Origin of the sequence: Deinococcus psychrotolerans (assembly GCF_003860465.1) — a bacterium.
GTDB classification, from domain to species: domain Bacteria; phylum Deinococcota; class Deinococci; order Deinococcales; family Deinococcaceae; genus Deinococcus; species Deinococcus psychrotolerans.
On record NZ_CP034183.1, the window covers coordinates 2517970 to 2543459 of the forward strand.

Genomic DNA, 25490 nt, shown 5'->3' on the forward strand with positions numbered 1-25490 from the left:
GGCTCCTAGCCACAGAGGCGCGGCTCATTTGGTGCCCGCTGCGACTGCGGCCGCCGTTTCGTCGCTCAGCACCCTCAGGGCGGCGTCTAAGGTGGTGTCGTCGCCACTTTCGGTCAGCGCTCTTAAGTCGGTGGGGGCGCTGATGTCCGGCGTGATGTGATCCGGCAGCGGTTGGCCGTCTTCGTCATAGGCCCGCAGCATGGTCAAGCTGAAAATGCCTTGATCCGGCAGCGGATAGAAATTCACGCCGCTGTTGCCCACCCCCTTGGTGGAGCTGCCGACGGCCTTGACGCCGCTCTTCTGAGCAAAAAAGGTAAAGACCTCAGCGCACGAGGCGGTGTTCTCGCCGATCAAAATGGCGGCTGGCCCGTTCCAAACGTGGCTCTGGTGATCGATCCGTGCACTCAGGGCCGGAGCCTGCTCACCGTCCAAGCCGCCGTAACTCCAGCCGCCGCCACGGAAACGGGCTTGGTACACCACCGGCTTAAAAATACTGGCTGCCGCCACGCACTGATCGAGCCGCCCCCCACCGTTGTAGCGCAGGTCAATAATCAGTTCTCTGGCCCCGGCCTGCTGCGCTTCCTTGATTTTGGCCAAAAAGAGCGGAGCGCTGTCACCCGACAAAAAAGTGGGAAAATTGATGAGCGCCACGCCCGCTTTCGGAAAGCTCAGGCTCGGCTCGTCGCGGGCCTTCATCATTTTCGGCGTCACGCTGAGCAGCTTGAGGGCCGACTTGGGGCGCTGCACGCTTAGCGTCATGGGGGTGCTGGCCCGCTCCAAGCGCACGAAAGCCAGCGAGTCCACCGGCTTGTCTTTGCCCGCCGCCACGCCGTTGACCGACTGAATCAGGTCGTAGAGGTTGACGCCGGCTTCTTCTGCCGGACTGCCCGGCTGCACGCCCACCACGAGCAAGCCTTCCGGCTGCTTGATGACCCGGAGGCCGGTGCGCGGCACGCTCATATCGTTTTGGACTTCGAGCAGGCGCTGAGCGCTTTCGGCGTCGCGGACGCTGGTGTGGTCGTCGTGAAACGTATCGAACATGTCTTTGAGCACGGCCCGGCCCGTGTCGAAGCTGCACGCTTCACCTTCAGGAGCGCAGCGCGTTTGCAGCTCGGCGGCGTATTTGTCGGTCAGGGCGCTGCGGTCAGTCTCTGACCAGCCGTAATACTCTTTTTGAAACAGCTCGCTGACCCGCCCGAACAAATCGCTGGCGGGGCTGGCCTGAGCGCTGGAAAGCAGGGCGAGGCCCAGCGTCAAGAAGGTGTTCTTCAATTTAGACACGGCCTAGCCTAGCGCGGCCCCGCGCCGCCGAAGTGTGAATGGAGGGGCATTGACAAAGGCGGCGCTCAGGCCGTTATGAAATAACCGCATGCAGCCTTTACGCTAACCTCTACGCCAACCGGAAAATTACTCTACCCGCAAATAAATAGCCTTGAGGTACTCGGCTTCAGTAAAGGTCGCGTGGTGGTCGGGCGCGTGGCGGGTGGTGCGGAGTTCTTTCCAGTTGCGGCCACTGCGCCGCGCCGAGGTGCGAACCGCTTCAAAAAATTCCTCGGCGCTGACGTGCGACGAACACGACGCGGCCATCAGCACGCCGCCGGGCCGCAGCCGCTCAAGGGCTTGGCGGCTCAGGCGGCCGTAGGCGTGAACGGCTCCCTCGCGCTCGGTTTCGCGGCGGGCCAGCGAGGGCGGGTCGAGCACGATCAAATCGAACGGTTCACGGGTAAACGGCTCGCTGGTCTCGGCGTCGGCCGGCAGAGTTTTGCCCAGCCAAGCGAAGACGTCGGCCTGCACCGTGCGGTGAAAGCAGCGGGACACTCCCGGCATGCTGTAATTGAGAGCAAAGTTGCGCCGACTGCTCTCCAAGGCGTGCTTGCTGATGTCCACGCAGACCGCTTCGGCAGCGCCTGCCCGCGCCGAGGCCAGCGAAAAGCCACCGGAAAACGAAAAGGCGTTGAGCACCCGCCGCCCGTCGCCCTGCTGCACCAATTTTTCCACCATGCTGCCCACGATCCGGCGATTCTCGCGCTGATCCAGAAAAAAGCCGGTCTTCTGGCCGCGCAGCACGTCGGCTTCAAAGTTCAGGCCGTATTCCTGAAAGATGACTGGCCCGCTGAGGTCTTCGCCCAGCAGCACTTGGCCGTCCGAGAAGCCCTGCTCGGCGGCCAGCTTCTGGGTATTGCGGCTCAGGCGCAGCACCACACGCAAGGTCGAGGGCTCGGCTCCGGCCTGCGGCGGCACGTCTGCATTGGGTGCCGAATCGGGAGTCGAGTTGGAAAAGCCGCTGCCGAAGCGCCCCGAGAGCAGTTCCAGCAGCAGGCCGAGGTGCGGCAGCCAAGATGAGGTGTAGAGCTTGAGCACCAGCGTGCTGGCGTAGCGGTCGAGCACCAAGCCCGGCCAGCCGTCGCTCTCGCCGTTGATCAGACGGTAACCGTCGGTATCGGGGCCGAACAGGGCGGCGCGGCGCTGCACCGACAGCTCCAGGTGGCGCTTCCACCAAGCGGTGTCGAGGCTCAGCGGCGACCCGGCATGCAGCAGCCGCAGCCGCAGCGGAGAGTGCGGGTCGTACAGCCCCACCGCCAGAAAGCGGTCTTGCCGATCGTAAATCACCGCCAATTCGCCGCTCTCGCCCTCGCGGTTTTGCTCGCGCACGCTGCTTTCGTACACCCACGGATGCCCGCGCCGGATGTGGCCCTCGGCGGCGGGCGTCAGGCGCAGGCGCAGGCGGGAGCGCTTGGGGCTCGGCACTGTCCCGTTGCCTGCGGCGTTGGGTTGGGTGGGCTGCTCTTCGTTCCTCATCTTTTCCTCTGGCATCTCGACTTCAAACCCCTTCGACCTTCAACCCATCCCAACTTCAAACAATTTGGGTACTCAGCATGTCCAGACCGTCGATCTCCACTTCTACTCGGTCACCACGCTCCAGCGGCCCCACGCCGGAAGGGGTGCCGGTCAGCACCACGTCGCCGCGCTCCAAGGTCACGTAGCGGGTCACGTAGGTCAGAATCTGCACCACATCAAAGATCATGAAACTGGTGCGGCTGTCCTGCTTGGTTTCTCCGTTGATGCGGGTGCAAATCCGCACGTCTGTCGGGTCGAATTGGGTTTCCAAGCTCGGCCCCAGCGGGCAAAAACGGTCGGCGGCCTTGGCCCGGAACCACTGGAGATCGGTTTTTTGTTTGTCGCGGGCCGTCAGGTCAAGGGCGCAGGTGTAGCCCAAGATGGCGGCAGGCACTTCGACGGGCGTCAGGTTTTTGGCGGTCTGGCTAATCACCAGCGCCAGTTCGCCTTCAAAGTGAAAGTTCTCCGACCACTCCGGATAGGCCACGCTGCCGCCGTCTTCGGCCAGCGTGTTGGCGGCTTTGAGAAACAGACCCGGCTCACGCGGGAGCTCGCCCGTGTCATTGCCGAGTTCTTTGATGTGGTCAATGTAGTTGCGCCCCACGCAGACGATCTTGCTGGGTTCGGCGGGAGCCAGGAGAGTCACACTCTGGCGGCTGACACTCTCGCCCGTTTCCTCGCCGCCCATGTTGCGCGTTACCCGGATGTCTTCACCGTCTAGGCGGCCCCAGCGCACGCCCTGATTGTCTCTAAACCGAATCAGCTTCATGTGAGGAGTCTAGCGCGGGGCCGGACGGGGGAGAGCGGGCAGCCGCTTGCCAAGTGAACTTTGTTACCAAAGCCCAGCCGCTCAGCAGGCCACAATGCCTTCATGAAACGTCCTGCCCCCGATCCCGTTCACTCCGGCCAAGAATCGGTGTGGGCTTACCCGCGCCCGCCGAGACTGGAACGCACCTCCAAGCACCTGCAAATCTGGCTGGGCGGTGAGCTGATCGCCGATACCGCCCAGAGTACGCATCCGGCGTTCCGGGTGCTGGAAACCTCGCACCCGCCCGGCTACTACCTGCCGCCCGACGCCTTCAAAGTGGGCGTGCTGAGCTTGGCCCGGGGCCGCAGCGCCTGCGAATGGAAGGGCGAGGCAACCTACTGGACACTGCGGGGCGGGCAAGGCGCTCAGCAAAAAGTCGCCGAGCAAGCTGCCTGGAGCTACGAGCAGCCGACGCTGGCCTTCCGCGAGATGGCCGGGTATCTGGCCGTTTATCCCGGCAAAATGGATCAGTGCCGGGTGGAGGGTGAAGTAGTAACGCCGCAGCCGGGCCAGTTTTACGGCGGCTGGATCACGGCGGACATCAAGGGGCCGTTTAAAGGCGAGGCCGGAACGATGGGCTGGTAAACGGTTGACCCGCAGTTTGGGCTTGTCACGGCGTCAATGGGCTTTGGCATCCTTTTGACAGAGCCTTGTCAGCTTCTCAGGGTAAACTTAAGGGTATGGACAACACAAACCTCGACGATTACCTTGCCAATTTGGGCATCAGTGAGGGCGACGAAGCCCCCAACGTGGTCGAGGCCGCTTTGGGAAGCGCTGCGCCGCCGATGGAAAGCCAGGACGCCTTCAGCGTGTTCGAGCAGTTTATGCACGGCGTGATCGAACACCTCGGCCAAGATTTGACCCTGACGGTGCGTGACACCGGCGAAGCGCTAGAAGCGGATATCGGCGGTGAGCGGGCCGGTAAGCTGGCGGGCCGTGACGGCCGCACGCTGGGCGCAATCGAAGTGCTGGCTTACGCGGTGCTGGCCAAGCACGCCGGACGCAGCGACGTGCGGGTGCGGGTCGACGCGGGCGGTTTCAAGCGCCGTCAGGCCGATAACCTCGGCAAGCTGGCTGAGCGGCTGGCGGTGCAGGTGGCCAAGAGCGGCGAAGTCCACGCCTTGCAGCCGATGTCACCCGCCGAGCGCCGGGTCATCCACGTGGCGCTCAAAGACCACTCGCTGGTCACGACCGAATCGGTGGGCGAAGGCGCGGGCCGCCACCTGGTGATCAAGCCGCGCACCGAAATGACCGAGTGAGCTTCATTTCCCCTTTGCCCTGCCCGTCGGCTTCCGGCGCTCCCCGGCCGTGAGCTGAGTGGCTGAGGTGAGCACAGACGCCGCGCCGCCAGACCCCGCTGAGTCTCAGGCAAATACGCTGGGAATGGCGCTGCGCAGCACCGTCCAGCGGCTGCGGCAAGCAGGCGTGCCCTCACCCGAAACCGACGCCCGCGAGCTGGTGCAGCGGGCCACTGGGCTGAGCCGCCTCGAATTGCTGATGGGCAGCGAACAGCCGCTCAAGGCGCTTGAGCTTTGGCAGCTCGAACAACTGACCCAGCGCCGCGAGGCCCGTGAGCCGCTGCAACACCTGCTCGGTGAAGTGGAGTGGGGCGACTTGCGGCTGCGCATCTCAACCGCCGCCCTGATTCCCCGTCCCGAAACCGAAGTGCTGCTGGTGTTGGCCCTGGCGCAAATCAGCGCACAGCCTTCGCCGCGCGTGCTGGACGTGGGCACCGGCACCGGAGCGCTGGCCCTCGGCATCAAGCGGGCGCGGGCCGACGCCGAGGTGACGGCCAGCGATATCAGTGGCGAGGCGCTGGAGCTGGCCCGCCAGAACGCCGATCTCAACGGCCTGACCGTGACATTTGTGCAGGCCGACTTGCTCTCTGGCCTCAGCGGGCCGTATGACTTGCTGCTCAGCAACCCGCCGTATCTGCCCGACGCCGACCAAGCGCTCGCCCAGCCCGAAGTCCAGCACGACCCCGCTTTGGCGCTCTACAGCGGCCCCGACGGCCTAACTTTGGCCCGGCGATTGGTTTCCGCTGCGCCGCGTGTCCTGGCTTCCGGCGGGGTGATGCTGCTGGAACTCGATCCGCGCAATGTGGAAGTGTTGGCCGCAGAGCTGAGTGCTGCGGGCTGGTCTGCGCAAGTTCACCCCGATTGGGTGGGGCGGCAGCGCTTTTTGCTGGCCCGGCTGCTGCCGCGCTAGAACAGCCGCTCTTGCGGCGGCGCGTCGCTTTCGGGCCACCATTGGTACTTGCCCAGATCGCATTTGCCCGCCGCATCAAACTCGATTCCTTCAGCTTTCAGCAAGCCGCGCTGAATGTCGCCGAAGCCTAGTTTGTCGGTGCTGACTGCGCCCTGCGCGTTGATGACGCGTTGCCAAGGCAAATCGTGGTTTTCGAGCAGCCCGTTCATCAGGTAGCCGACTTGCCGCGCCGCGCCCACCTGCCCCGCCAGCAGGGCGAGTTGGCCGTAGGTCATCACTCGGCCCGCTGGAATCTGCGCCACCAGAGCCAGCACGCGGGTTTTGAAGGCAGCGGAAGCAGGCGCGGTCATCAGCCCAGTCTAGCGGGTAAGCTGGCGTATGACCTGCGGCTCCCAAACGCTTGACCAGTTAGACACAAAAATCAGGGCGGCGCTACGGGCCGATTCCCGAATCTCGCACGCGCTGGCGTACGGCAGCCGGACTCAGCGGGCAAGTGGAGCGCGGCTGGACGACGGCTTCAGCGACCTTGAGTATTACGCTTACGTGCCCAAGGGTGAGTTGTTTGACGCCCGAGCTTTTCTAGAACAGGTCACGCCGCTGCTCCTCTACGTGGTCAACGACTTTGATACGCCCAATGCCGTGACGCCCGAACTGCACCGAATTGAGCTGCATGTGGCGCAGGCGTCCCAGCTCAGCGACATCCAGGACTGGCCCCGCCTTGGGCCGGATCTTGAAGCCATGTCGGTGAAAGACTCGGATGGCCAGCTCACTCAAATTCTGCGCGAGTGGGCATCCGGCCCGGCGTGGACGCCCGACGCGCCGCAGCAGGTCTATGACCAGACGCTCAACTGGCTGGTGTTCGCCTCGGCGGTGTGGATTAGGGGCGAGGCACTGCGGGCTGCCGAGTTGCTGACGTGGGTACGCGCTGGGCTGCTGCGCTTGGCGCGGTTCGTGGAGGAAGCGCCCCACTTTCCCGCCGCTACCCGCCTTGCCGAAAAAACATTGGGCGAGTGGTCGCCGCACATCTGGAAGGTGCAAGGTGAAGGAGGTCAAGCGCTGAGCTGGGCCGCAACACTGTGCCGCCGACTGGCTGCCCAACTCGTTCTGGAGGCCCGCGAACCGCTGCTGGACGCTTTGGTGCGGCGCATGTCCGCCGTAAAGCAGACCCACGTCTGAATTTCCCCTCAAGCTCCGGCTTATCCGGCGGCGCACCGAGCCAAGTAGGGTAAGAAAATGGATACCACTGCCCAGCACCGCCTCCGCGCCCACCTCGTTTCCGGCAGCATCGAGCGCACCGAAGCCCAGCCGGTGCCTTACAGCGTGGACGTGGCTGCCGCGCCCAATCCCGACATCAGCACGCCCGAACTCGGGCCGGTCATGCAGCTGCGGGTGGTGCAGTGGCCCGAAGACCCCGAGCGCGAACGCGAAGTGATGAAGAGTTTCGTGCCCAACGCTTCTGCCCTACGGCAAGCCGTGACCGGGGCGCAAAGCGGTCAGGTTCACGACTTTTTTTATCCAGAGGAAGCGCCCAACTGGGGCATCCGGATTGAAGGAGCGGACGGAGCCGTGCTGCTGCGCCGCCTCGATCCCAGCAGCCGGATCGCCGCTGACGACGCCTTCGCGCTGGAAGCCGCCGACGTGCCGGCACTGCTCGTTCATCTGCAAACGGCCCGGCGCGAGCTGCGCGAGGCCCGCAGCGAGTTTTTCAGTGATGGTGACTCCGAGACCAGCGACGGGCAGCCCACTGGCGAGAGCAACTTGAGGTAGTGGGTTGGAGCCTCAAGTGGGTGCCGGATAAAGGAACGCTCACCGCTCTGGAGCGCCGGATCACTTTTGGATGAAGCAGGTTTTAATCAATAGATTTACCGCTGCGGCGCTCTCCCACTCGGCGTGAAACCTTTCACAGAACTGCTCTACGACTTGACATAAGGTCAGTTTGATGTTCAGTCAATCTTCCCGCCCAGCCCGCGCCCGCAGCCCCGAAGAAAAACTCGTTCGCAGAGGCGACATTCTTCGCGCCGCCGAACGACTCTGGACCACGACGCCCTACGCCGATCTGAGCATGAACGAAGTGGCCCGCGAAGTGCAGCTCGCCAAAGGAACGCTCTACCTTTATTTTTCCACCAAAGAAGATTTGTTCTTGGCGCTGCTCGCCCAGCATTACCAAGCCTGGTTTAGCGACCTCAATGCCCTGCTCGACGAGCGCCAGCCCAAGCAGCCCGACGAAGTCGCCGACGTGATCGCCCAGAGTTTAAGCAGTCACGAAGCGCTGCGCCGCCTTCAGCTTCTGCTCGGCAGCGTGCTTGAGCGCAGCGAACAGGCGATTGTCTTTCACCAAAAAGTGGTGGCCCTGATGCAGGAGACTGCTCCGAGGCTGCCTTACCCCCACGACCTGGCGATGCGCGTTTTGGTTCACACCGAAGCGCTGTCGGTCGGCTGGCAACACCTGGTCGAAGAAATTCCGGCGCGGCGCAACTTGATGCTCAACCCCGATCTCAAGCCCTTAATGGTCAATTTTGAAGAGGAACTGAAAGTGTCGCTCAGGGCGCTGCTGAACTATTTGCAACCTTAGCCGCTGGCCGCGTCAGGCATGAAAATAGTTTCAGCAAGTGATCTTAACGGCGGATTGGTTTTACAACACGAAAGGGGCTGCTGATTAAGTTCAGCGGCCCCTTTCGTGTTGTCTAGCTTTTGTTTTACTCAGTCTGCATTTTCAAGTCGGCTTTGGCTTTTTCCAAGTACACGGCCACTTGATCGGCGCTCTTGACGTCGCTGAGGTTGATGTAGTGGTGCTGGCCGTCACTGCTATCGGTGCGGGTCAACTTGATGCGGTCGCCGTCGAGGTGATCCACCGTGCCGACGTGCTCGCCGTTGGCGTCCTTGACTTGCAAGTGCTCGGTGATGGAGTCGCGCAGTTCTTGGTCTAGGGCGTTGTCCACTTGGCTCATGTCGTTGTTGGTCATAGCAGCAGGCTACGCCCACAGCCCCCGCTTTTTCATGTGGGCAATGTCAAGGCCACCTTGAGACAGGGCAATTCGTTTCTTGGATGAGCTGCTGGAGGGCGCTCGGGTCGAGCGGTGAGAGGGCCGCGCCGATTCGCTCGGCAAAGTGGAGCGGCGCACCTGCTACGCCCGCTGCCAAAGCCACCGCGCCCTTCTCGTTGGTGATCCACGTCTCGCTCCGCGCACAAAGCGTTTGGGCCAGCGCCATCACCGCCTGATAGGCGCAGCCCTGAGCGTAGTGGGTGTCGCCGCGCTTCAGTCCTTTGGCCGCACCGTAAAGCCAGAAATCCGGTTGCCAGTCGTAGTGGGCAATCAGCGTGGCTTTGAGCGCCGGAGGATAACCGTCCAGCTCGTCTTTGAGGGCCGCAAGGCGGCTGGCCGAATCAAACAGAAGCTGGCCCGCCGCCAATTCCGCCGCGTAATGGTGGCTGTGGATGCCGTGCGGGTGGCCGGGCTGGGCGTGCAGCTTGATGTGGCCTGCCAGCGCGTCTTGCACACTTCGCTCAAGTCGGCCCAGTTCGCGGTAGATGAAATCTACCCGTTGCCCGCCCACCGTCAGCCACGCGCCGCCGTCTACCCACGGCCCCCAGCCGCCAATCGGAGTGGCCTCGGCGGTTCCAGCGTCGTCGAGTTCGCGACACAGGGCATTGAGTGCGGCCAAGTCAAAGGGCTGTTCTTTGCGGTAATACAGCCCCAGATCCCAGTCCGAATCCGGTGGAGTGTTGCCGCGTGCCCGTGAGCCGCCGAGCGTCACGGCCTCCACGCCGGAAAGCTGACCGAGGCGGGCAGCGAGGGTGTGGGCCAGGTCAAGCATTGGTTTGAAATTCCTTTCGCACGGCCATCAAAGCCTTGCCGAGCAGATTCTGGCCCCACTCGGCGCGGTGAAATTCAGCCTCGGCTTCGGCAAAACCGATACCCCAAATCCGGTCAGTGGGCGAGGCCTCTACCAGCTCGGCGTCACCTGTTGCCGCCAGTTCGGCCAAAAGTTTTTGATTCTGTCCAAACTTGAGCTGCAGCATCTCCACGGCAATCGCAGAGCGTTCCCTCTCCCAAACGGCGTTGTCGTAAGGCGTGACCTGCCTGCCCAGCGCTTTGCATTCGGCGGGTGTGTGGGCGGCCAGAATGAGCGCGGGGCGTACTTGGTCGCCAAACAGAGCCGCTTTGCGGGCCATCAGGTATTGCTCGGCCCAGCGGTACACCATGCCGCCACTCTCAAACCTACTCGGATGGAAGTTGGAAAAGGCGTGGGCGGTTTTATAAAAATAAACAGTCGGCGGCATCCGCTCAGTTTGGTGTTTGGACGGCTGAAGTACGTCTGCCACTTGGCTTAGAGCGCTCCCTGAGTGCTTTGGCGCGTTCGCTGGCGGCCCGAGCTTGCTACCATGCAGCTTATGACGCAGGAGAAGACCCAAACCCAGCCCAAACAAGCTCAGCAGAGCGCAGACAAAAAAGCCCAGCAATACGGCGTGACGCCCCAGAGCGTGGATTTCAACGATTGGTACAATGAAGTCGTCAAAAAAGCGGACCTTGCCGACAACAGCCCGGTGGCGGGCGCGATGGTGATGAAACCGTATGGCAGCGCCCTGTGGGAGCGGATCGTCAGGTGGCTGGACGACGAATTCAAAGCCCGCGACCACGAGTCGTTGGTGTTCCCCACGTTGATTCCGATGAGCTTCATCATGAAGGAAGCCGATCACGTGGAGGGATTTGCGCCAGAGCTGTTCACCGTCAACAAAATCGGCACCGAAGTGCTGGCCGAGCCTTATGTGCTGCGTCCCACGTCCGAAACCATCATCGGGCACATGTGGAGCGGCTGGCTCAACTCGTACCGAGATTTGCCGTTTCTCCATTACCAGTGGGGCAGCGTCTTCCGCGCCGAACTGCGCACCAAAGCTTTCCTGCGAACCAGCGAGTTTTACTGGCACGAAGGCCACACCGCCCACGCCAGCGCCGAGGAAGCCCAAGGTGAAGTGCGGATGATTCTGGACTTGTACCACCAATTTTGCCGCGACATTCTGGCCTTGCCGGTGGTGCGCGGCGAGAAGACCGCTTCCGAGCGCTTCGCGGGAGCCACCTCCACCTACAGCATCGAGGGCATGATGCGCGACGGCAAAGCCCTGCAAGCCGGAACCAGCCACTACCTCGGCCAGAAGTTCAGCAAGGCGTTCGGCGTCAAATTCCAGACCCGCGACCAAAAAGAAGAATTTGCCTACACGACCTCGTGGGCGATTTCCAGCCGGATTATTGGAGCGCTGATCATGACCCACGGCGACGACAAAGGGCTGATGATGCCGCCCAATATCGCGCCGACCCAGGTGATCATTATTCCGGTGGGCCGCAAAGACAACTTTGATGAAATGGTGGCCGAGGGCGAGAAACTGGCTGCCGAGCTGCGCTCTCAGGGCGTGCGCGTCAAGGTGGACAAGCGCGACGGCGTGACCAACGGCTTTAAGTACAACGAATGGGAACTCAAGGGCATTCCAGTACGCATCGAACTCGGCCCCCGCGACCTTGAGCAGGGCGTGGTGGTCGTCAAAGACCGCACCAGCGACGACAAAGAGACACTGAGCCGTGAGGAGGCAGTCAGCGGCATTACCGCCCGCTTAGATGCTATCCAAGCTTTCTTGCTCAAGCGGGCCACCGATTTCATGCTCGACAACACCGTGACGGTGGACAGTTACGACGAGTTCAAAGCCGCCATCGAAGCCGGAAAGTGGGTGCGGGCCTTCCACTCTGGCGACCCTGAGAGCGAGCGTCAGATCAAGGAAGACACCAAAGCGACCGCCCGCAACATCCCTTTAGACGACGCCGAATTTTTTGCGGAAAGGGAAGAGGGCGTCTGCGTGCATACCGGCAAGCCCGCCGCTTACGGCAAGCGGGTGATCTTCGGGCGGCAGTATTAGACGCGAGGAGACAAGACTGAGAAGAAGGGAGCGGGCGGCGTCACTGGCGTCCAGCTCCTTTTTTTGAAATTCAAACGGTCATCATCCGTGATTCTTTAGCCTCACTTTGGAGAACCCCGCTCAAGGTTTTGAAAACGAAGCCTTCACTTCCCTTCTACCTGAGCCCCTAAGCTGGGAGAATGTCTGCCGCCTCTATGCCTCCAGTGCGCGTCAATGCCCCTATGCGGCTTTTCTTTTCGTTCGGCCTCGGGGCGGCGGCTTGGGCGCTGTGCGCTTTTGTGCCGTATCCGGCCACCTGGCAAACTCTTCCCTGGGAGCTGCGGGCCTTGGTGGGCTGGCTGGTGTCTGCTGGCACTTACCTGATCTCCTCTTGGCGGCTGATCTACTCGGTCAACGGCGACTGGATTCGGCAGGTCGCCCAGCAAGAAGACAACGGCAAGCGGGCCTCCGGACTCATCGCGGTGGCCACTTCCATCATCAGTTTGGCGGGCGTGATGTTCGCGCTGTCCAAAGCGGGCAGCCTCAAAAACCAGCCGCTGCAAGCCGAGCTGCTGATCGGCGCGGGGCTGCTGAGCGTGGCGCTGTCGTGGCTGGTCATTCAAACGGTGTATCTGTTCCGCTACGCCCACCTCTATTACGAAACGCCCGAAGGCGGCGTGCAGTTTCCCGGCACCCCCGAGCCCGATTATCTCGACTTTGCTTACCTGTCGTTTACCATCGGCATGACGTATCAGGTGTCCGACACTGACCTCGATCAGCGCCCGATGCGGCGGCTGCTGACCGGCCACTCGCTGATTTCTTACGTCTACGGCGTGGTGATTATCGCTCTGGCCATCAGCGCGGTCAGCAGCGTGCTGTCTTAATGCCTTGCTCCTCGATTGTCAGGGGAATGTCAGCTCCGGGCCAGCTTTTTCAAGTCTTCGCGTTCATAAGCCGCTAGAATGCCTTCAGTGACAAGGGAACTTCAGATTGGCAGCCCGGGGCGGCAGTGGCCGTTTAGTCGCGGTTTGGTGGCCGAATCGCTGCTGAACGCGGGCGCGACGCCGGACGAAGCCGCAGCGGTGGCGCGGCGGGTCGAAGCCGAGCTGCGGGCCAGTCGGCGCGGCGCTGTTTCGGCGGTTCAGCTCAAAGCCTTAACGGTGGAGGTGACCCGCGACGTGGGCGGCAGAGCGATGGCGGCGGCGGTTGAGCAGCAGACCGCCGCTTACGAAGACCTGATGGTCATTGCCAAAAAAGGTGAATTGCCTTTTTCGCGTGGGGTGCTGGCCCGCAGCTTGGAAGACACCGGCCTGCTGGGCAGAGAAGCCTACGCGGTGGCCAGCCGCATCGACATCCAGTTGCGCCAGCAGGGCGTCAAAGCGCTGAGCGTGGCCGAGATCGATGACCTGACCGAGCGCACTTTGCAAGAAATGTACGGCGAGCAGCTCAAGCTGACCTACCGTTTCCTGCGCCAAAACCGGGGCAAGTTGGGCGTGATGGGCAGCAGCGGCGACGCACCCGAGCCGTTTTCAAAAGGGATTCTCAGTCAGTCACTGCTGGCCGCTGGTGTGCCGCCCGACTCGGCCCGCAAGGTCGCCCGCGTTACCCAGCGCCAACTGCGCGGCGCGGAAGACCGCTTGGTCGAGCGGCGGATCATTCGGGAGCGGGTCGAGCAACTTCTGGAAGCTGAGGTGGGGCCGGATGTGGCGGCCCGTTACCGCCTGCTGCAAGTTATTCGCCACCCGCCGCGCCCGCTGGTGATTTTGCTCGGCGGCGTCAGCGGCACCGGCAAGAGTTATCTGGCCGCCGAAATCGCTTACCGGCTGGGCATTGCCCGCGTCATCAGCACCGACAGCATCCGCGAGGTGATGCGCTCGATGGTTTCGCCCGCGCTGTTGCCCACCCTGCACGCGTCCACCTTCACGGCTTGGCAAGCGCTGAGCGATCCCAACGAGGTCACGCCGGAGCATCCCAGCACCGAAGTGCTGCTGCTGGGCTTCCGCGAGCAAGTTCAGCAGGTCAGCGTGGGGCTCGACGCGGTGGTGCGCCGCAGCATCGAGGAAGGCATGAGCGTGGTGATGGAAGGGGTACATCTGGTGCCGGGGTACTTGAGTGCGCGTCACGGAGCCATCGTCATTCCGATGCTGATCACCCTGCCCGACCAAAGCGAACACCGCCGCCACTTCGAGTCGCGGGACAAGCAGACCACCCAGAGCCGCCCGCTGCACCGCTACATGCGTTACTTTGAAGAAATCCGGGCCATGCAGGACGACCTTGAGCAGTTGGCGCGGCGGCTGGACGTGCCGATTCTGGACAGCTTGTCGCTCGACGAATCTGCCGATCAAGCTGTGGACGTGGTGATGCGCCGGATCCTGACCGAGCTGACGCCCGAAGAGCGGGTCAGGCTCTTGGGCAACGAGGAACTGAGCTTGGAGCAAACCGACTTGACCAAAGTGGGCGAGGAAATGCAGCGGTAGAGGGCTTTTCCTCACTTCTCAATCTCAGCTTCCCAAAAACCGCCGCAGCTCGTCGATCGAGTGGCTGGTGCCGATCAGTACGAGTTTGTCGTGGGGGCGCAGCTCCTCCTCGGCGCGGGGGGTGATTTCGATGCGCCCGCTTCGGTTGATGGCAATCACCTGCACGCCGAACCTGTTGCTGAGATTGAGGTCTTTGAGGGTGCCGCGCAGCCGCTCATTAGCCTCAATGTCCACGATGGCGTAGTCGCCGCCCAGATCGAGGGTGTCCACAATGTTGGGCGTGGCGATCTGGCGGGCCAGCCGCACGCCCATGTCGTGCTCGGGCCGAATCACGAGGTCCGCGCCGACCCGCTCCAGCACCCGCCGCGCCATTTCGTCGATGGCTTTGCAGACCACGTACTTGGCCCCGAGGCTCTTGGCGTTCATGGTGGCCAAGATGTTGGCCTGCACGTCGGTGCCGATGCCCACGATCACCACGTCGAAGTCCGCCACGCCAATCGAGCGCAGCGCCCGCTCTTCGGTGGCGTCCAAAATGGCGGCGTGCGTCACCAAATTCAGCACCCGCTCGACGTTTTCTTCCTTCTGGTCTACCGCGACGACCTCGTGGCCCATCTCGTAGAGCGTGGTGGCCACCGCCGTGCCGAAGCGGCCCAGACCGATGACGAGGCATTGTTTGGCTTTCATAGCGCGGCGGGGTGGGCGGGAAGGGGTGAGTGGCGGAACGTGGAAGGCTTGAACATTGTGCTCAGTTTAAGCCACCCGGCGTGAACAAAGCTCAGCCGATCAGAATGTCGCGCTCCGGCGGGTACTTGACCGGCTCGCTTTTGACGCGGTTGCCGAACGCCACGGCAAAGGTCAGCGGCCCGATGCGGCCCAAATACATCAGCACCGACACGATTATTTCCTGATTGGCGTTGAGCAGGGTGGTGGCGTTCATGCTCAGGCCCGCCGTGCCGAACGCGCTGACAGTTTCAAAAAACAGGCGTTCAAACGACAAGTTGTTGTCTTTGTTGGCAATCAGCAGCAGCAAAAACCCGGTATTTACCAGGCCCATGCTCAGCAGCCCCACCGTCATGGCCCGCACGATGGTGGCGCGGTCGACCCGCCGCCCAAACACCGCCAGATCGCTGCGCCCGCGCACCAAACTGATGGCGGCCATCATCATCACGAAAAAGGTGCTGGTCTTGATACCGCCGCCCGTCGATCCCGGATTGGCTCCAATAAACATCAAGATGATGGTGATAAATAAACTCGGCTGGCTGATCAAGCTGTAATCCACCGTGTTGAAACCGGCGGTGCGCGGCGTGACGCCCTGAAAAAAGCTGACCAGCAGTTTCTCGCCAAAGGGCAGCGGCCCCAGCGTGCGCGGATTGTTCCAGTCGAACAACAAAAAGCTCAGCATCCCGACGGCCAGCAGCGCCGCCATCACGCTCAGCACGATTTTGCTGTGAACCAAAATGCGCTCGCGGCGGGGACTACGCCAGTGGCCGAGAATATTGATCTGCACGATAAAGCCCATCCCGCCCAGAATAATCAGCCCGCCGATCACCAAATTGATGAGCGGATCGCCGGCAAAGCCCATCAGGTTATCGGGATAAAGGCTGAATCCGGCGTTGTTGTACGCGCTGACCGCGTGAAACAGCGAGAAGTACAGCCCCTTGCCCCAGCCTTCTTTGGGCACGAAGCGCAGAGCCAGCAGCAGCGTGCCGAGCGCTTCGGCGCTGAGGGTAAAGATAAAAATCTGGCGAATCAGGCGCACCACCCCACCTGTGTCGAAGGCCGAAACCTGCTGGGCCAGCCGGACACGCTCGGAGAAATTGATGCGCCGCCCCAGCAAAAAAGCGAACAGGGTGCCGAAGGTGATGATGCCCAGTCCGCCGATTTGGATCAGCGTCAGCATCACCAACTGGCCAAACAAGTTGAAGGTGCTGCCCACATCGACCACCGCCAGTCCGGTGACGCACAGCGCACTGGTGGCCATAAAAAACGACTGCACCAAGCTCAGGCTGTGGCCGCTCTGGTGGGCCAGCGGCGAATACAGCAGCAGCGCTCCCACCACGATGGTCACGGCAAAGGTGAGCGCGATCAGTTGCGGCGGGGTGAATTTGCTGAAGCTGAAGAAGTTGAGGCGCAGTCGGCTGGATGGGCTAAACGGTGAGCGTCGCATGGCTAGGAGAGCGATTCTACACCCCGGGCCACCCCGGTTGGCCGGGTCAGCCGATTGGAATATCGCGCTCGGCGGGGTACTTGATGGCGGTGTTGCCGCGCAGATTGAAGGCCACCGCAAAGGTCAGCGGCCCGATGCGGCCCAGGTACATCAGCGCCGTGAGCAGCAGCAGCCCGGCGGTGTTGATCTGGTGGGTCACGTCGAGGCTCAGGCCGACGGTGGCCGCCGCTGAGATCGCCTCGAACAGCAGCAGTTCAAAGCTGATGTGCCCGTTGGTGGCCATCAGCACGAACAGGGCGCTGAGCAGCAAGCCGGCATAGAGGGTGGTGACAGTTCCGGCCCGCACCACGATGTCGGGTTCGATGCGCCGCCCGAAGACCACCAGCTCACCGCGCCCGCGCACCATGTTCCAGGCCGAGCCGACCAGCACCGCCAGCGTGGTGGTTTTGATGCCGCCGCCAGTCGAGCCGGGACTCGCCCCGATCAGCATCAAGATCATGATGACCAGAATGCTGGCCGGCTGCATCGAGGCGATGTGCAGCGTCGAAAAACCGGCGGAGCGCGGGGTGGCGCTCTGAAATAAGCTGGCCAGCAGTTTGCCGCTTAGTGGCAGCGGCTCCAGGGTTTTGGGATTGTGCCACTCGGTCAGCGCGATCAGCAGCGTGCCCAGCACCAGCAGCAGGCCGGTGACGGTCAGGGTCAGCTTGGTGTAGGTCAGCAGGCGGTTCTGGCGGGGCCGGTGTATGTTCGACAACACGTTGAGCTGTACCAAAAAGCCCAGCCCGCCCAGCACGATCAGCGCCGTGACGGTCAGGCTGATGAGCGGATCGGCGGCGTAGCGGCTGAAATCGCCCAGCACGAATCCGGCGCTGTTGTAAGCGCTGACCGAGTGAAAGAAAGCCGAATACAGCCCCGGCCAGGTGCCCTGCTCCGGCCCGAAACGGGTCCACAGCAGCAGCGTACCGATCAGCTCGGCCACCAGGGTGTAGGTAAAGATTGCCCGGATGAGTGTCAGCACCCCGCCGACGTCCAGCGCCTGCACCTGCTGAGCCAGCTGCATTCGTTCGGAGAAATTGATGCGCCGCCCGCGCAGAAAAGCGAACAGGGTGCCGAAAGTGATGATGCCCACGCCGCCCACCTGAATCAGCAGCAGCAAAATAACTTGCCCGAAGATGCTGAAGGTGCCGGCGGTGTCGGCCACCACCAAGCCGGTGACGCAGATGGCGCTGGTGGCGGTAAACAGCCGCTGAACGAGGCTGAGGTGCTCACCGGCTTGATAAACCCCCGGCAAGCTCAGCAGCAAGGTGCCCAGCACAATGCCGCCCGCATAGGTCAGGGCGATCAACTGCGCCGGGCTCAACTGACCACGCCGCCGTTTGGGCTGCTGAGAGCGGGCACGCAGCCAGTTGGGCCGCGTCAATGTGATCTTCCAAGACATTAATGGGGAGTCTAATACGGGCCCGGCTCAAAAGCTCTCCGGACGCTCCTGACCGTTTCTGAGGGTACCGGGGTAAGGGGCACCCACCTGACGCCCGCACGGCTCTCCCAAGCCGCTATACTGCTGAGTCATGCCGCGCCCAGCTTCCAGCCACTCCAAAACCCGCTCTGATTCCCGTTCGAGAGACGCCCGCCCGCCGAGGAAAAAGACCCGCCGCCCAACTGGCCCCACCGGCCCCGCCGCCGAGTACGAAATTGAGGCGCTGGACGGCTTGGAGGCAGTGGCGCGTGAAGAACTGGGCGCGGTGCCGGGAGCGCGGGATATCAGAGAAGGCCGCTTTTGGTTTCCCGGCGATCCGACCCGCCTGACCCGCCTCAAGGCCAGCGTGGCGGTCTACCGCGTCAAAACTTTTGATGTGCCGCGCCCCAAAGCGCTCCTCGGCCACCAGCAACTCGGTGATCTGGCGGCGTTTTTGCGCCCGGTGATCGAGTACGGGAAGCACCAGAGCTTCCGGCTCAGCGCGGCGGGCCGCGAGTCGAGCACCATGCGCCGCTTGGCCGAGGAACTCGAGATTTCGCTGGGCATTCCGCACCACCCTGAAGAGGGTGAGCTGCTGATTCGCCTGCGTCCCACTGAGAATCCCAACAAAATCCCCGAAGAAAAGCCGCCGGAACCCCGCTTTGCCGAGCCTGAACCTCAGCAAGACGGGCGGGGGAGGGGTGGTCGGGGACGCGATAGCCGGCCTCCTCACCGCTTCCAGCGGGCTGAGACTTGGCGCGAAGAAAAGAACGAGACATTTGATGAGGGTGACGAGGGCATGGAGCCAGAAGCCCCGCCTGAACCCCGTTTTGAAGAAGGTTGGGACGTGCTGGCCCGCCTGACCCCGCGTCCGCTGTCGGCCCGCGCTTGGCGGGTGTGCAACATGGCCGGCGGGCTGAACGCCACCATCGCCTACGCCGTGTTCAAGCTGGCGGGCGTACGCGAACAAGACCGGGTGTTTAACCCGATGAGCGGCAGCGGCACTCTGCTGATCGAGCGCGATTTGATGGGACCGAGTACGGCGCTGGTCGGCGTGGACATCAACGCGGATGCCGTGCGCTGTGCCCAGCAGAACATTGAGGCGGCAGGCCGAACCATTGAGGTCGCGCGGGTGGACGCGCTTGAGACGGGCCTGCCGCCCCGTAGTTTCGATCTGATCGTGGCCGATCTGCCGTGGGGCGACGCTATCACCGTGCGGGGCGGCAATGAAGCGCTGTATCTGGCCTTCCTCAAGGAGATGCACCGCCTCTGCTCGCGCCAGGGCCGGATGGTGGTGCTGACCCATGAACTCAAGCTGTTCGAGCGCCTCATGGCCGAGCAAGACCGCTGGCACGTCCACGAGCTGTTTCAGGTTTACAGCGGCGGGCATCATCCCAAGGCCTATTTGCTGAGCCGGAAGTAACCTACTTCACCTTCACCGACTTGCTCATCGGCTGCTTCTTGACCCAGGCCACGAACTTTTGCACGCCTTCATGCTCCTGCAAGGCCTCCAGTGTGCCGTAAAATCCGGCCAATTCTGAGTTGGAGAAGGTGGTGTGGACATAGTTGTGGCAGGCGGCGCAAAAGCCGACGCTGGGCAAATCCTGAATCTTGATGCCTTTGCGCCGTCCCTGCGAGATGGGCATCAGGTGGTGCTGGGTCAGCACGGGCGTTTCGCGCCCGCACAGAGCGCAGGTCAGCGCCTCGGCGGGGGCTTGTTCTTCGGGCCAGGTGGAAGGAGTGCGGCGAGCCATAGCTGTAGCCTACAGCAACACTGGTAGGCTTTCGTAGCGCTCCCAAAGTGGCATGTGCTGGCGCTTGAGGTCTGACGGACTGACCGCCAGTCGCAGTTCTGGAAAGCGCTCCAGCAGGTTTCTCAGGGCCACGCGGGTTTCTAGCCTTGCCAACGGCGCACCCAGACAGTAATGAATGCCTTGCCCAAAACCGAGATGCTTGTTGGGGGTGCGGTCAATTCTAAAGTCGTCGGGCTGCTCGAACACCGCCGGATCACGGTTGGCGGCTCCCAGGAGCGGCGCGACCATCGCACCTTTAGGAATGGCGATGCCCCGAATCATGATGGTTTCAGTGGCGTAAGCAGGTTTGGTTCCCTGAATGGGACTGGAAAAACGCAGGACTTCTTCAATGGCAGTGCTGAGACGCTCCGGCTCCACTTGTAGCCAGGCCAGTTGTGCGGGGTGGGTCAGCAAAGCGACCACGCTGTTGGCGATCAGGTTGTACGTCGTCTCATATCCGGCGGTAATCAGCAGCAACACCATGCTGAGCAGTTCATCTTCACTGAGGCGCTGCCCGTCTTCCTCGGCGTGAATCAGGCCAGTCAGAATGTCATCGTCTGACGCGGCCCGCTTACGAGCGATCAGGCCACGAATCAGCCGCAGCAGCTCCGGCATATCCCACAACAACGTTTTGATGAGTCCTGCACCGCTCAGACCGCTGCTCATCACCGTCAGCCCATTTTTGAATTGGCCCATCTCGGAAGCCGACACGCCCAGCATCTCCCCGATAATGGCGACCGGAATCGGCAGGGCATACGCCGGAATCAAATCCACTTGGCTTTTTCCGACCAACGCATCCAGAAGCTCGTGCGTCAGCGCTTCCAGGCGGCTTTCCAACTTGGCAAGAGCGCGGGGCGTGAAAGCCTGATGCACCAGCCCGCGCAGGCGGCGGTGTTCGGCTCCGTCGGAGAGCAGCATGTTGTCGCCCATCAGTTGCACGGTGCGGGGCAGCGGCAACGGAAACTTACTGCCACCTGTCTTACCACTCAGTCTGCTGCGGTCACGCACCAGGCGCGGGTCTTTGAGAAGCGCCGCGCAGTCGTCGTAGCGTGAGAGCAGATACACGTCCAGCACGGCCAATTTGCCTTTGTGTACGGGAGAATGTTCGCGCAGCAATCGGTAATACTCATACTTGTTGCGGGCGAATTCACGGCTGAAGACGTTCAGCGGCCTGCTGAGATTGGGATGTGCTGAAATGGTCATGGTGGAGTAGCCTCCCAGTGGAATTGAGCAGCGTACCACTGACTACACGCTCAATTACGCGCCGCCGCCCGCTGAAGTTCCCAACGTTTCGGCGCTCCTCTATGCTTGCTACACTCTGCTCGATGAAAACCCTCGTCTCGGCCATTCAGCAGCACGGCGTCATCCTTCCCGGCGGCATTCTCAAAGTAGACAGCTTGGTCAACCACCAGCTCTTGCCGGAACTCACCCGCGAAATGGGTGTGCGCTTTGCCGAGTATTTCCGCGAGCTCAAGCCCAATAAAGTGCTGACCATCGAAGTCAGCGGCATCGCTCCGGCGCTGATCACGGCCATTGAACTCGGCGTGCCGATGGTCTACGCCCGCAAGAAAAAGCCGATCACCATGAAAGAGCCGTCGTTTACCGCGCAGTCGGTCAGCCGCACCAAAGGCGGGGTAGTGAATTTATTCGTATCCAGCGAGTTTTTGGGGCCAGATGACCGCGTGATCGTGATCGACGACTTTTTGGCCTCGGGCGGGACGCTACGGGCGCTGGCCAGCATGATTGGCTCTAGCGGCGCGGAGCTCCTCGGCCTCGGCTGCGTCATCGAAAAGAACTTCGAGCATGGCCGCGAAAACTTGGCGGATTTGGGCGTGCCGATTCACACGCTGGCCAATATCTTGGAACTCAGCGAGGCGGGCGGCGTGGTGGTCGTCGAAGGCCGCTGACTTTTGATTTGCCTTTTCTTAAGAGGGCCGCGCCGCGCTGGCCGGCTGCGGTAAGCTCAACTTATGACCATGCGCCCAAATCCGCTGCTCGGCGATCCCACCAAGAGCCGAGTCGTGATTGCCACCTATCCCGATTACTTGCAGGCGCAGCGGGCGGTGGATTACTTGTCAGATCAAAAGTTTGCCGTCGAGCGCACCGCCATCGTGGGTGAAGGGCTCAAGCTCGTGGAGCAGGTCACGGGCCGCCTCGACTGGACGCGGGCGCTGAGCCTCGGGATGGGTCAGGGCGCGACGACGGGCATTTTCATTGGTTTGGTGTTTGCCTTTTTGGGCTTCGGCGGCGAGCGCAGTTTCCTGACGCTGCTGATTGACGGCCTGCTCATCGGCGTGATGATCGGCGCGGTGTGGGGGCTGCTCAGCTACGCCCTCAGCGGCGGGCGGCGCGACTTTACCAGCGTCGGCGGAATGCGGGCCGATCACTACAGCGTCATGGCCGACGGCGAAGTGGCCGAGCAGGCGCGTGACCTGCTCTCGGGGATGCCGCACGAATCGCGTGGGTCTTAAAGAGCGTCTGGCCCGGATAAAAAGAGTGGATGAGCAGAGCAGCCTTGTGGTTGACCCGGCTTAAGCGCTCAGCTTAAGCGAAAGATAGGTCGCCCGCGCTCCACAAACCGCGAGTGGCCCTCTAAACTAGCTGCATGTCCCACAGCCTAGAACTTCAAGAACTGATTGCCGAAATGGAGCAGCGCCGCGCCGTGGTAGAAGCAGGCGGCGGCGCAGCCAAGCAGCAAAAACAGCGCGACGCCGGGAAGCTGACGGCCCGTGAGCGCATAGACACCCTCCTAGACGAGGGGAGTTTTTTGGAGCTGTCCACCTTTACCGAACACGGCGGCGGCGCTTTGATGCGCGGTGTGGAAGCCCCCGGTGAAGGCGTGATTACCGGCAGCGGCAGCATTGGTGGGCGGCAGGTCTTTGTGTTTTCGCAGGACTTCACGGTGCTGGGCGGCTCTCTGGGCAAGCGCAATGCCCAAAAAGTCGCCAAGATCATGGACTTGGCCGCCAAAACAGGTTGCCCCATCATCGGCCTCAACGACTCGGCAGGTGCGCGGATTCAGGAAGGGGTGGACAGCCTCAGCGGCTACGGCGAAATCTTTTACCGCAACGCCACCTACTCCGGCGTGGTGCCGCAGATCAGCGCCATCTTGGGGCCGTGTGCGGGCGGGGCCGTCTACTCGCCTGCCCTCACCGACTTTATTTTGATGAGCCGGGGCAGCAGCTTTATGTTCATCACCGGCCCCGAAGTCATCAAAAGTGTGACCCGTGAGGAAGTCACCTTCGATCAGCTGGGCGGCGCGGACGTTCACAACCGCAAATCCGGCGTGGCCCACCTCGAATTCGACGGCGACGAAGCGGTGCTGGACGGCATTCGCCACTTGCTTCAATACTTGCCGCAAAATGCCCGCCAGAAGCCGCCGAGCCGCCCCACCAGCGACTCTTCTGCCCGCCAGACCACCGAGCTGCTCGACATCGTAACGCCCGACCAGCGCCGCCCCTACGCCATGCATGAAGTGATTCACAGCCTGGTGGACGGGGGTGAGTTCTTTGAAATTCAGCCGCTGTGGGCCAAGAATATTCTTTGCGGCTTCGCGCACCTCGGCGGCGAGGTGGTGGGCATTGTCGCCAACAATCCCAAGGTGATGGCCGGAACGCTCAATATCGACGCTTCCGATAAGGCTGCCCGCTTTATTCGCACCTGCGACTGCTACAACATTCCGATTCTGACTTTGGTGGACGTGACAGGCTTCCTCCCTGGCGTGGCGCAGGAGCACGCCGGAATCATCCGGCACGGCGCGAAGATGCTGTACGCCTACGCCGAAGCCAGCGTGCCCAAAATCACCCTGATTACCCGCAAGAGCTACGGCGGAGCGTACTTGGCCATGAACAGCCGCGACATGGGTGCGGACGTGGTCTACGCTTGGCCCACCGCCGCCGTCGCCGTGATGGGCGCGGAGGGCGCGGCCAATATCGTCTACCGCCGCGAAATTCAGGCGGCTGAGAACCCCGAAGCGGTGCGGGCCGAGAAAATCGCTGAATACAAAGAAGCCTTCGACAACCCTTATGTGGCCGCCGCCAAAGGCTACATCGACGAGATCATTCCGATGGAAGACACCCGCCGCCGCCTGATCGCCACCTTCAAGATGCTGGAAGGCAAGGAAGAGCAGCGGCCTTACCGGAAGCATGGGAACGAGCCTTTGTAAGCCGCTTAGACCGTAACGGCCAGCGCGTTCGACTTACGCGGCCACTTGCTGAGACAGCCTAAGCCCCTGCTCTAAATCGGGTAATACGTCCGCGACTCGCCCCTGAGGAAGTCGCGGGTGGGAATCCAGATCAGCGGGTTGCGCTCCTCGACTTCCGGCGGCGGGCCAAACTTGACCAAGCTCAGCACCTGATCGAACGGAACCCACTGCGTGCCGACCACTTCGGGGTCAGTCGGAGCGAGTTCGCCGGTAAAGTTCGCCGTGAAGCGGCCAAAGGTGGCGTAACACTCGTTGCGGGTGCCGTTCAGCATCTCGCCTTCCAGCAAGCTGACAAACTGCAAATCGGTGACGCTCAGGCCGGTTTCAAAGCGGACTTGGCGCACGGCGGCGGCGGCCAGACTTTCGCCGAGGTGGGCTTTGCCGCCCGGCAAGCCGTAAAAGATGCTGCCGTCGTCCATGCGCTCGGCGACCAAGAGCAGGTGGTGGTCGTTGACCAGATAAACGTGGGCCGCACGCTTGATCGGCAGCGTGCGTGACAGATGACTCATAGCGCTTAGTTTAGCGGCTTGAGGAGGCGAGAGGGCCGTGTGACCCTGTCTGCTTGCCCCGCGCCGAGTAAACTGGCAGCATGGTGGACGCACTGATTGGAAACACGCCCCTCGTCAAGCTGCAAAGCGTAACCGAAAGTGGAATGGCCGAGATTTTTGTCAAGCTCGAAGGCCAGAATCCCGGCGGCAGCATCAAAGACCGCACCGCGCTGGGCATGGTGGAAGACGCCGAGCGACGCGGCCTGCTCAAACCCGGCGGGCTGATCGTGGAGCCGACCAGCGGCAACACCGGCATTGGGCTGGCACAGGTGGCGGCGGCGCGGGGCTACAAACTGCTGCTGTGTATGCCCGCCTCCATGAGCGAGGAGCGCAAGCGCACGCTGGCCGCCTACGGAGCCGAGTTGGTGCTGACTGATCCGAAGCGGCGAATGCTGGCCGCCATCGAGGAAGCCGAGAAGATCGTGGCCGAGCGGGGCGGCTGGATGCCCAATCAGTTTGCCAACCCCGCCAATCCGGCTACCCACGAAGCCACCACTGGCCCCGAACTGTGGCAGCAGATGGATGGCCGCATCGACGCTTTTATTTACGGCTCCGGCACCGGCGGTACCATTACCGGAGTGGGGCGCTACCTCAAGAAGATGAACCCCGATGTCAAAATTTACGCCGTAGAACCGGCCCGCAGCAATGTCTTGTCGGGCGGCGAGCGCGGCGATCACGGTTTTCAGGGTATGGGGCCGGGCTTTATTCCTGAAAACCTAGACCGAACGCTGATCGACGAAGTGATTCAGGTTTGGGAAGAAGACGCCTACCCGCTGGCCCGCCGCTTGGCCCGTGAGGAGGGCTTGTTCGTGGGGATGTCCAGCGGCGGCATCGTCTGGGCGGCGCTGGAGTTGGCCCGCCGCTTGGGGGCTGGCAAGCGCATCGGCACCATCGCCTGCGACTCGGGGGCGCGTTACCTCACCACCCCCCTGTTTGACGGTGAGCGCGACACGCCGAGCAATTATTTGCCGTACTCGAGGGAAAGGATGGAAAAGCCCGCTTAGCCAGAGGATAAAACCCCATCCAAAAATGAGCCAGACACACTAGGGGGGTAGCGTGTCTGGCTTCTTCGGAGGGAAGATGAGCGCTTAAGCTGTCGGGGGGGAC

27 protein-coding genes are annotated in these 25490 nt (G+C 62.3%); 14 read left to right on the forward strand and 13 right to left on the reverse strand.

Translation table 11 applies throughout. The features are described from left to right. Nucleotides 1–24: 24 nt before the first annotated feature. The 3 genes from EHF33_RS12430 to EHF33_RS12440 form a co-directional block, all read right to left on the reverse strand. Entirely contained in the window at nucleotides 25–1281 is a 1257-nt protein-coding gene (locus EHF33_RS12430; protein ID WP_241191167.1) for a S41 family peptidase, read from the reverse strand. 126 nt (nucleotides 1282–1407) lie between these two features. Continuing rightward, nucleotides 1408–2799, reverse strand: coding sequence for a class I SAM-dependent methyltransferase (locus EHF33_RS12435; RefSeq protein WP_124872037.1), 1392 nt, complete (start codon nucleotides 2797–2799; stop codon nucleotides 1408–1410). 55 nt (nucleotides 2800–2854) lie between these two features. Continuing rightward, nucleotides 2855–3607, reverse strand: a complete 753-nt coding sequence (locus tag EHF33_RS12440; protein ID WP_124872040.1) for a fumarylacetoacetate hydrolase family protein — start codon at nucleotides 3605–3607, stop codon at nucleotides 2855–2857. Nucleotides 3608–3709: 102 nt separating this feature from the next. Between EHF33_RS12440 and EHF33_RS12445 the strand changes: the two genes are divergently transcribed. The 3 genes from EHF33_RS12445 (at nucleotide 3710) to prmC (ending at nucleotide 5854) form a co-directional block, all read left to right on the forward strand. Continuing rightward, nucleotides 3710–4231 (forward strand): DUF427 domain-containing protein, encoded by a 522-nt coding sequence (locus EHF33_RS12445; protein WP_124872043.1) that lies wholly within the window; start codon nucleotides 3710–3712, stop codon nucleotides 4229–4231. Between the two features lie 95 nt (nucleotides 4232–4326). Then, nucleotides 4327–4905, forward strand: a complete 579-nt coding sequence (locus tag EHF33_RS12450; protein ID WP_124872046.1) for a Jag family protein — start codon at nucleotides 4327–4329, stop codon at nucleotides 4903–4905. A gap of 67 nt (nucleotides 4906–4972) precedes the next feature. Next, a complete protein-coding gene (gene prmC / locus EHF33_RS12455) occupies nucleotides 4973–5854 on the forward strand; it encodes a peptide chain release factor N(5)-glutamine methyltransferase (protein ID WP_420889945.1) in 882 nt (293 codons plus the stop codon). Here prmC and EHF33_RS12460 read toward each other — a convergent pair. Then, complete coding sequence (locus EHF33_RS12460; protein ID WP_124872048.1) at nucleotides 5851–6204, reverse strand: MGMT family protein; 354 nt, start codon at nucleotides 6202–6204, stop codon at nucleotides 5851–5853. The two genes, prmC and EHF33_RS12460, sit on opposite strands and share 4 nt — an antisense overlap. 28 nt (nucleotides 6205–6232) lie before the next feature. Here EHF33_RS12460 and EHF33_RS12465 point away from each other — a divergent pair, with 28 nt between their 5' ends. The 3 genes from EHF33_RS12465 to EHF33_RS12475 all read left to right on the forward strand — a co-directional run bounded on the left by EHF33_RS12465 (nucleotide 6233) and on the right by EHF33_RS12475 (nucleotide 8426). Continuing rightward, a complete protein-coding gene (locus tag EHF33_RS12465; RefSeq protein WP_124872051.1) occupies nucleotides 6233–7030 on the forward strand; it encodes a hypothetical protein in 798 nt (265 codons plus the stop codon). 57 nt (nucleotides 7031–7087) lie between these two features. Next, nucleotides 7088–7621: a hypothetical protein gene (locus EHF33_RS12470; protein ID WP_124872054.1), complete on the forward strand. Its 534-nt coding sequence runs from the start codon at nucleotides 7088–7090 to the stop codon at nucleotides 7619–7621. 172 nt (nucleotides 7622–7793) lie between these two features. Then, nucleotides 7794–8426, forward strand: coding sequence for a TetR/AcrR family transcriptional regulator (locus EHF33_RS12475; protein ID WP_124872057.1), 633 nt, complete (start codon nucleotides 7794–7796; stop codon nucleotides 8424–8426). Between the two features lie 124 nt (nucleotides 8427–8550). On the opposite strand, the gene EHF33_RS12480 is transcribed toward EHF33_RS12475, so the two are convergent. Genes EHF33_RS12480 through EHF33_RS12490 form a run of 3 tightly spaced genes read right to left on the reverse strand, consistent with a single transcriptional unit; the run spans nucleotide 8551 to nucleotide 10136 of the window. Further along, complete coding sequence (locus EHF33_RS12480; RefSeq protein ID WP_124872059.1) at nucleotides 8551–8817, reverse strand: DUF2171 domain-containing protein; 267 nt, start codon at nucleotides 8815–8817, stop codon at nucleotides 8551–8553. Between the two features lie 46 nt (nucleotides 8818–8863). Continuing rightward, nucleotides 8864–9670: a nucleotidyltransferase domain-containing protein gene (locus tag EHF33_RS12485; protein WP_124872062.1), complete on the reverse strand. Its 807-nt coding sequence runs from the start codon at nucleotides 9668–9670 to the stop codon at nucleotides 8864–8866. Then, the gene (locus EHF33_RS12490; RefSeq protein ID WP_124872064.1) at nucleotides 9663–10136 is read right to left on the reverse strand and encodes an NADAR family protein; all 474 of its coding nucleotides are present in this window, start codon (nucleotides 10134–10136) and stop codon (nucleotides 9663–9665) included. Before EHF33_RS12490 ends, EHF33_RS12485 begins: the two co-directional genes overlap by 8 nt. A 111-nt stretch (nucleotides 10137–10247) precedes the next feature. Here EHF33_RS12490 and proS point away from each other — a divergent pair, with 111 nt between their 5' ends. From proS to EHF33_RS12505, 3 genes are all read left to right on the forward strand, one after another. After that, nucleotides 10248–11759 (forward strand): proline--tRNA ligase, encoded by a 1512-nt coding sequence (gene proS / locus EHF33_RS12495; protein WP_124872067.1) that lies wholly within the window; start codon nucleotides 10248–10250, stop codon nucleotides 11757–11759. A gap of 179 nt (nucleotides 11760–11938) precedes the next feature. Beyond that, the gene (locus tag EHF33_RS12500) at nucleotides 11939–12622 is read left to right on the forward strand and encodes a DUF1345 domain-containing protein (protein ID WP_124872069.1); all 684 of its coding nucleotides are present in this window, start codon (nucleotides 11939–11941) and stop codon (nucleotides 12620–12622) included. Between the two features lie 78 nt (nucleotides 12623–12700). Then, complete coding sequence (locus EHF33_RS12505) at nucleotides 12701–14215, forward strand: 2-phosphoglycerate kinase (RefSeq protein WP_124872071.1); 1515 nt, start codon at nucleotides 12701–12703, stop codon at nucleotides 14213–14215. Between the two features lie 24 nt (nucleotides 14216–14239). Here the strand turns inward: EHF33_RS12505 and EHF33_RS12510 are convergent, their stop codons facing one another. From EHF33_RS12510 to EHF33_RS12520, 3 genes are all read right to left on the reverse strand, one after another. Beyond that, complete coding sequence (locus EHF33_RS12510) at nucleotides 14240–14899, reverse strand: potassium channel family protein (protein WP_124872074.1); 660 nt, start codon at nucleotides 14897–14899, stop codon at nucleotides 14240–14242. 91 nt (nucleotides 14900–14990) lie between these two features. After that, nucleotides 14991–16382 (reverse strand): TrkH family potassium uptake protein, encoded by a 1392-nt coding sequence (locus tag EHF33_RS12515; protein ID WP_124872077.1) that lies wholly within the window; start codon nucleotides 16380–16382, stop codon nucleotides 14991–14993. A gap of 46 nt (nucleotides 16383–16428) precedes the next feature. Beyond that, entirely contained in the window at nucleotides 16429–17820 is a 1392-nt protein-coding gene (locus EHF33_RS12520) for a TrkH family potassium uptake protein (RefSeq protein WP_124872079.1), read from the reverse strand. Nucleotides 17821–17950: 130 nt separating this feature from the next. Here EHF33_RS12520 and EHF33_RS12525 point away from each other — a divergent pair, with 130 nt between their 5' ends. Continuing rightward, a complete protein-coding gene (locus EHF33_RS12525; RefSeq protein ID WP_241191169.1) occupies nucleotides 17951–19261 on the forward strand; it encodes a methyltransferase domain-containing protein in 1311 nt (436 codons plus the stop codon). A gap of 1 nt (nucleotide 19262) precedes the next feature. Here the strand turns inward: EHF33_RS12525 and EHF33_RS12530 are convergent, their stop codons facing one another. Further along, nucleotides 19263–19592, reverse strand: a complete 330-nt coding sequence (locus EHF33_RS12530; protein WP_124872082.1) for an HNH endonuclease — start codon at nucleotides 19590–19592, stop codon at nucleotides 19263–19265. Between the two features lie 9 nt (nucleotides 19593–19601). Continuing rightward, complete coding sequence (locus tag EHF33_RS12535; protein WP_124872084.1) at nucleotides 19602–20834, reverse strand: cytochrome P450 family protein; 1233 nt, start codon at nucleotides 20832–20834, stop codon at nucleotides 19602–19604. 122 nt (nucleotides 20835–20956) lie between these two features. On the opposite strand from EHF33_RS12535, the gene xpt reads away from it, so the two are divergent. The 3 genes from xpt to EHF33_RS12550 all read left to right on the forward strand — a co-directional run bounded on the left by xpt (nucleotide 20957) and on the right by EHF33_RS12550 (nucleotide 23796). Further along, a complete protein-coding gene (gene xpt / locus EHF33_RS12540) occupies nucleotides 20957–21538 on the forward strand; it encodes a xanthine phosphoribosyltransferase (protein WP_124872087.1) in 582 nt (193 codons plus the stop codon). A 63-nt stretch (nucleotides 21539–21601) separates the two neighbouring features. Beyond that, nucleotides 21602–22102: a YflT domain-containing protein gene (locus tag EHF33_RS12545; RefSeq protein WP_124872089.1), complete on the forward strand. Its 501-nt coding sequence runs from the start codon at nucleotides 21602–21604 to the stop codon at nucleotides 22100–22102. A 134-nt stretch (nucleotides 22103–22236) separates the two neighbouring features. Continuing rightward, the gene (locus EHF33_RS12550; protein ID WP_124872092.1) at nucleotides 22237–23796 is read left to right on the forward strand and encodes an acyl-CoA carboxylase subunit beta; all 1560 of its coding nucleotides are present in this window, start codon (nucleotides 22237–22239) and stop codon (nucleotides 23794–23796) included. 71 nt (nucleotides 23797–23867) lie between these two features. Here the strand turns inward: EHF33_RS12550 and EHF33_RS12555 are convergent, their stop codons facing one another. Beyond that, nucleotides 23868–24344: an NUDIX hydrolase gene (locus EHF33_RS12555; protein ID WP_124872094.1), complete on the reverse strand. Its 477-nt coding sequence runs from the start codon at nucleotides 24342–24344 to the stop codon at nucleotides 23868–23870. An 80-nt stretch (nucleotides 24345–24424) separates the two neighbouring features. On the opposite strand from EHF33_RS12555, the gene cysK reads away from it, so the two are divergent. Beyond that, on the forward strand, nucleotides 24425–25387 hold the full coding sequence (cysK, locus tag EHF33_RS12560) for a cysteine synthase A (RefSeq protein ID WP_124872097.1): 963 nt from the start codon (nucleotides 24425–24427) through the stop codon (nucleotides 25385–25387). Nucleotides 25388–25490: the final 103 nt, after the last annotated feature.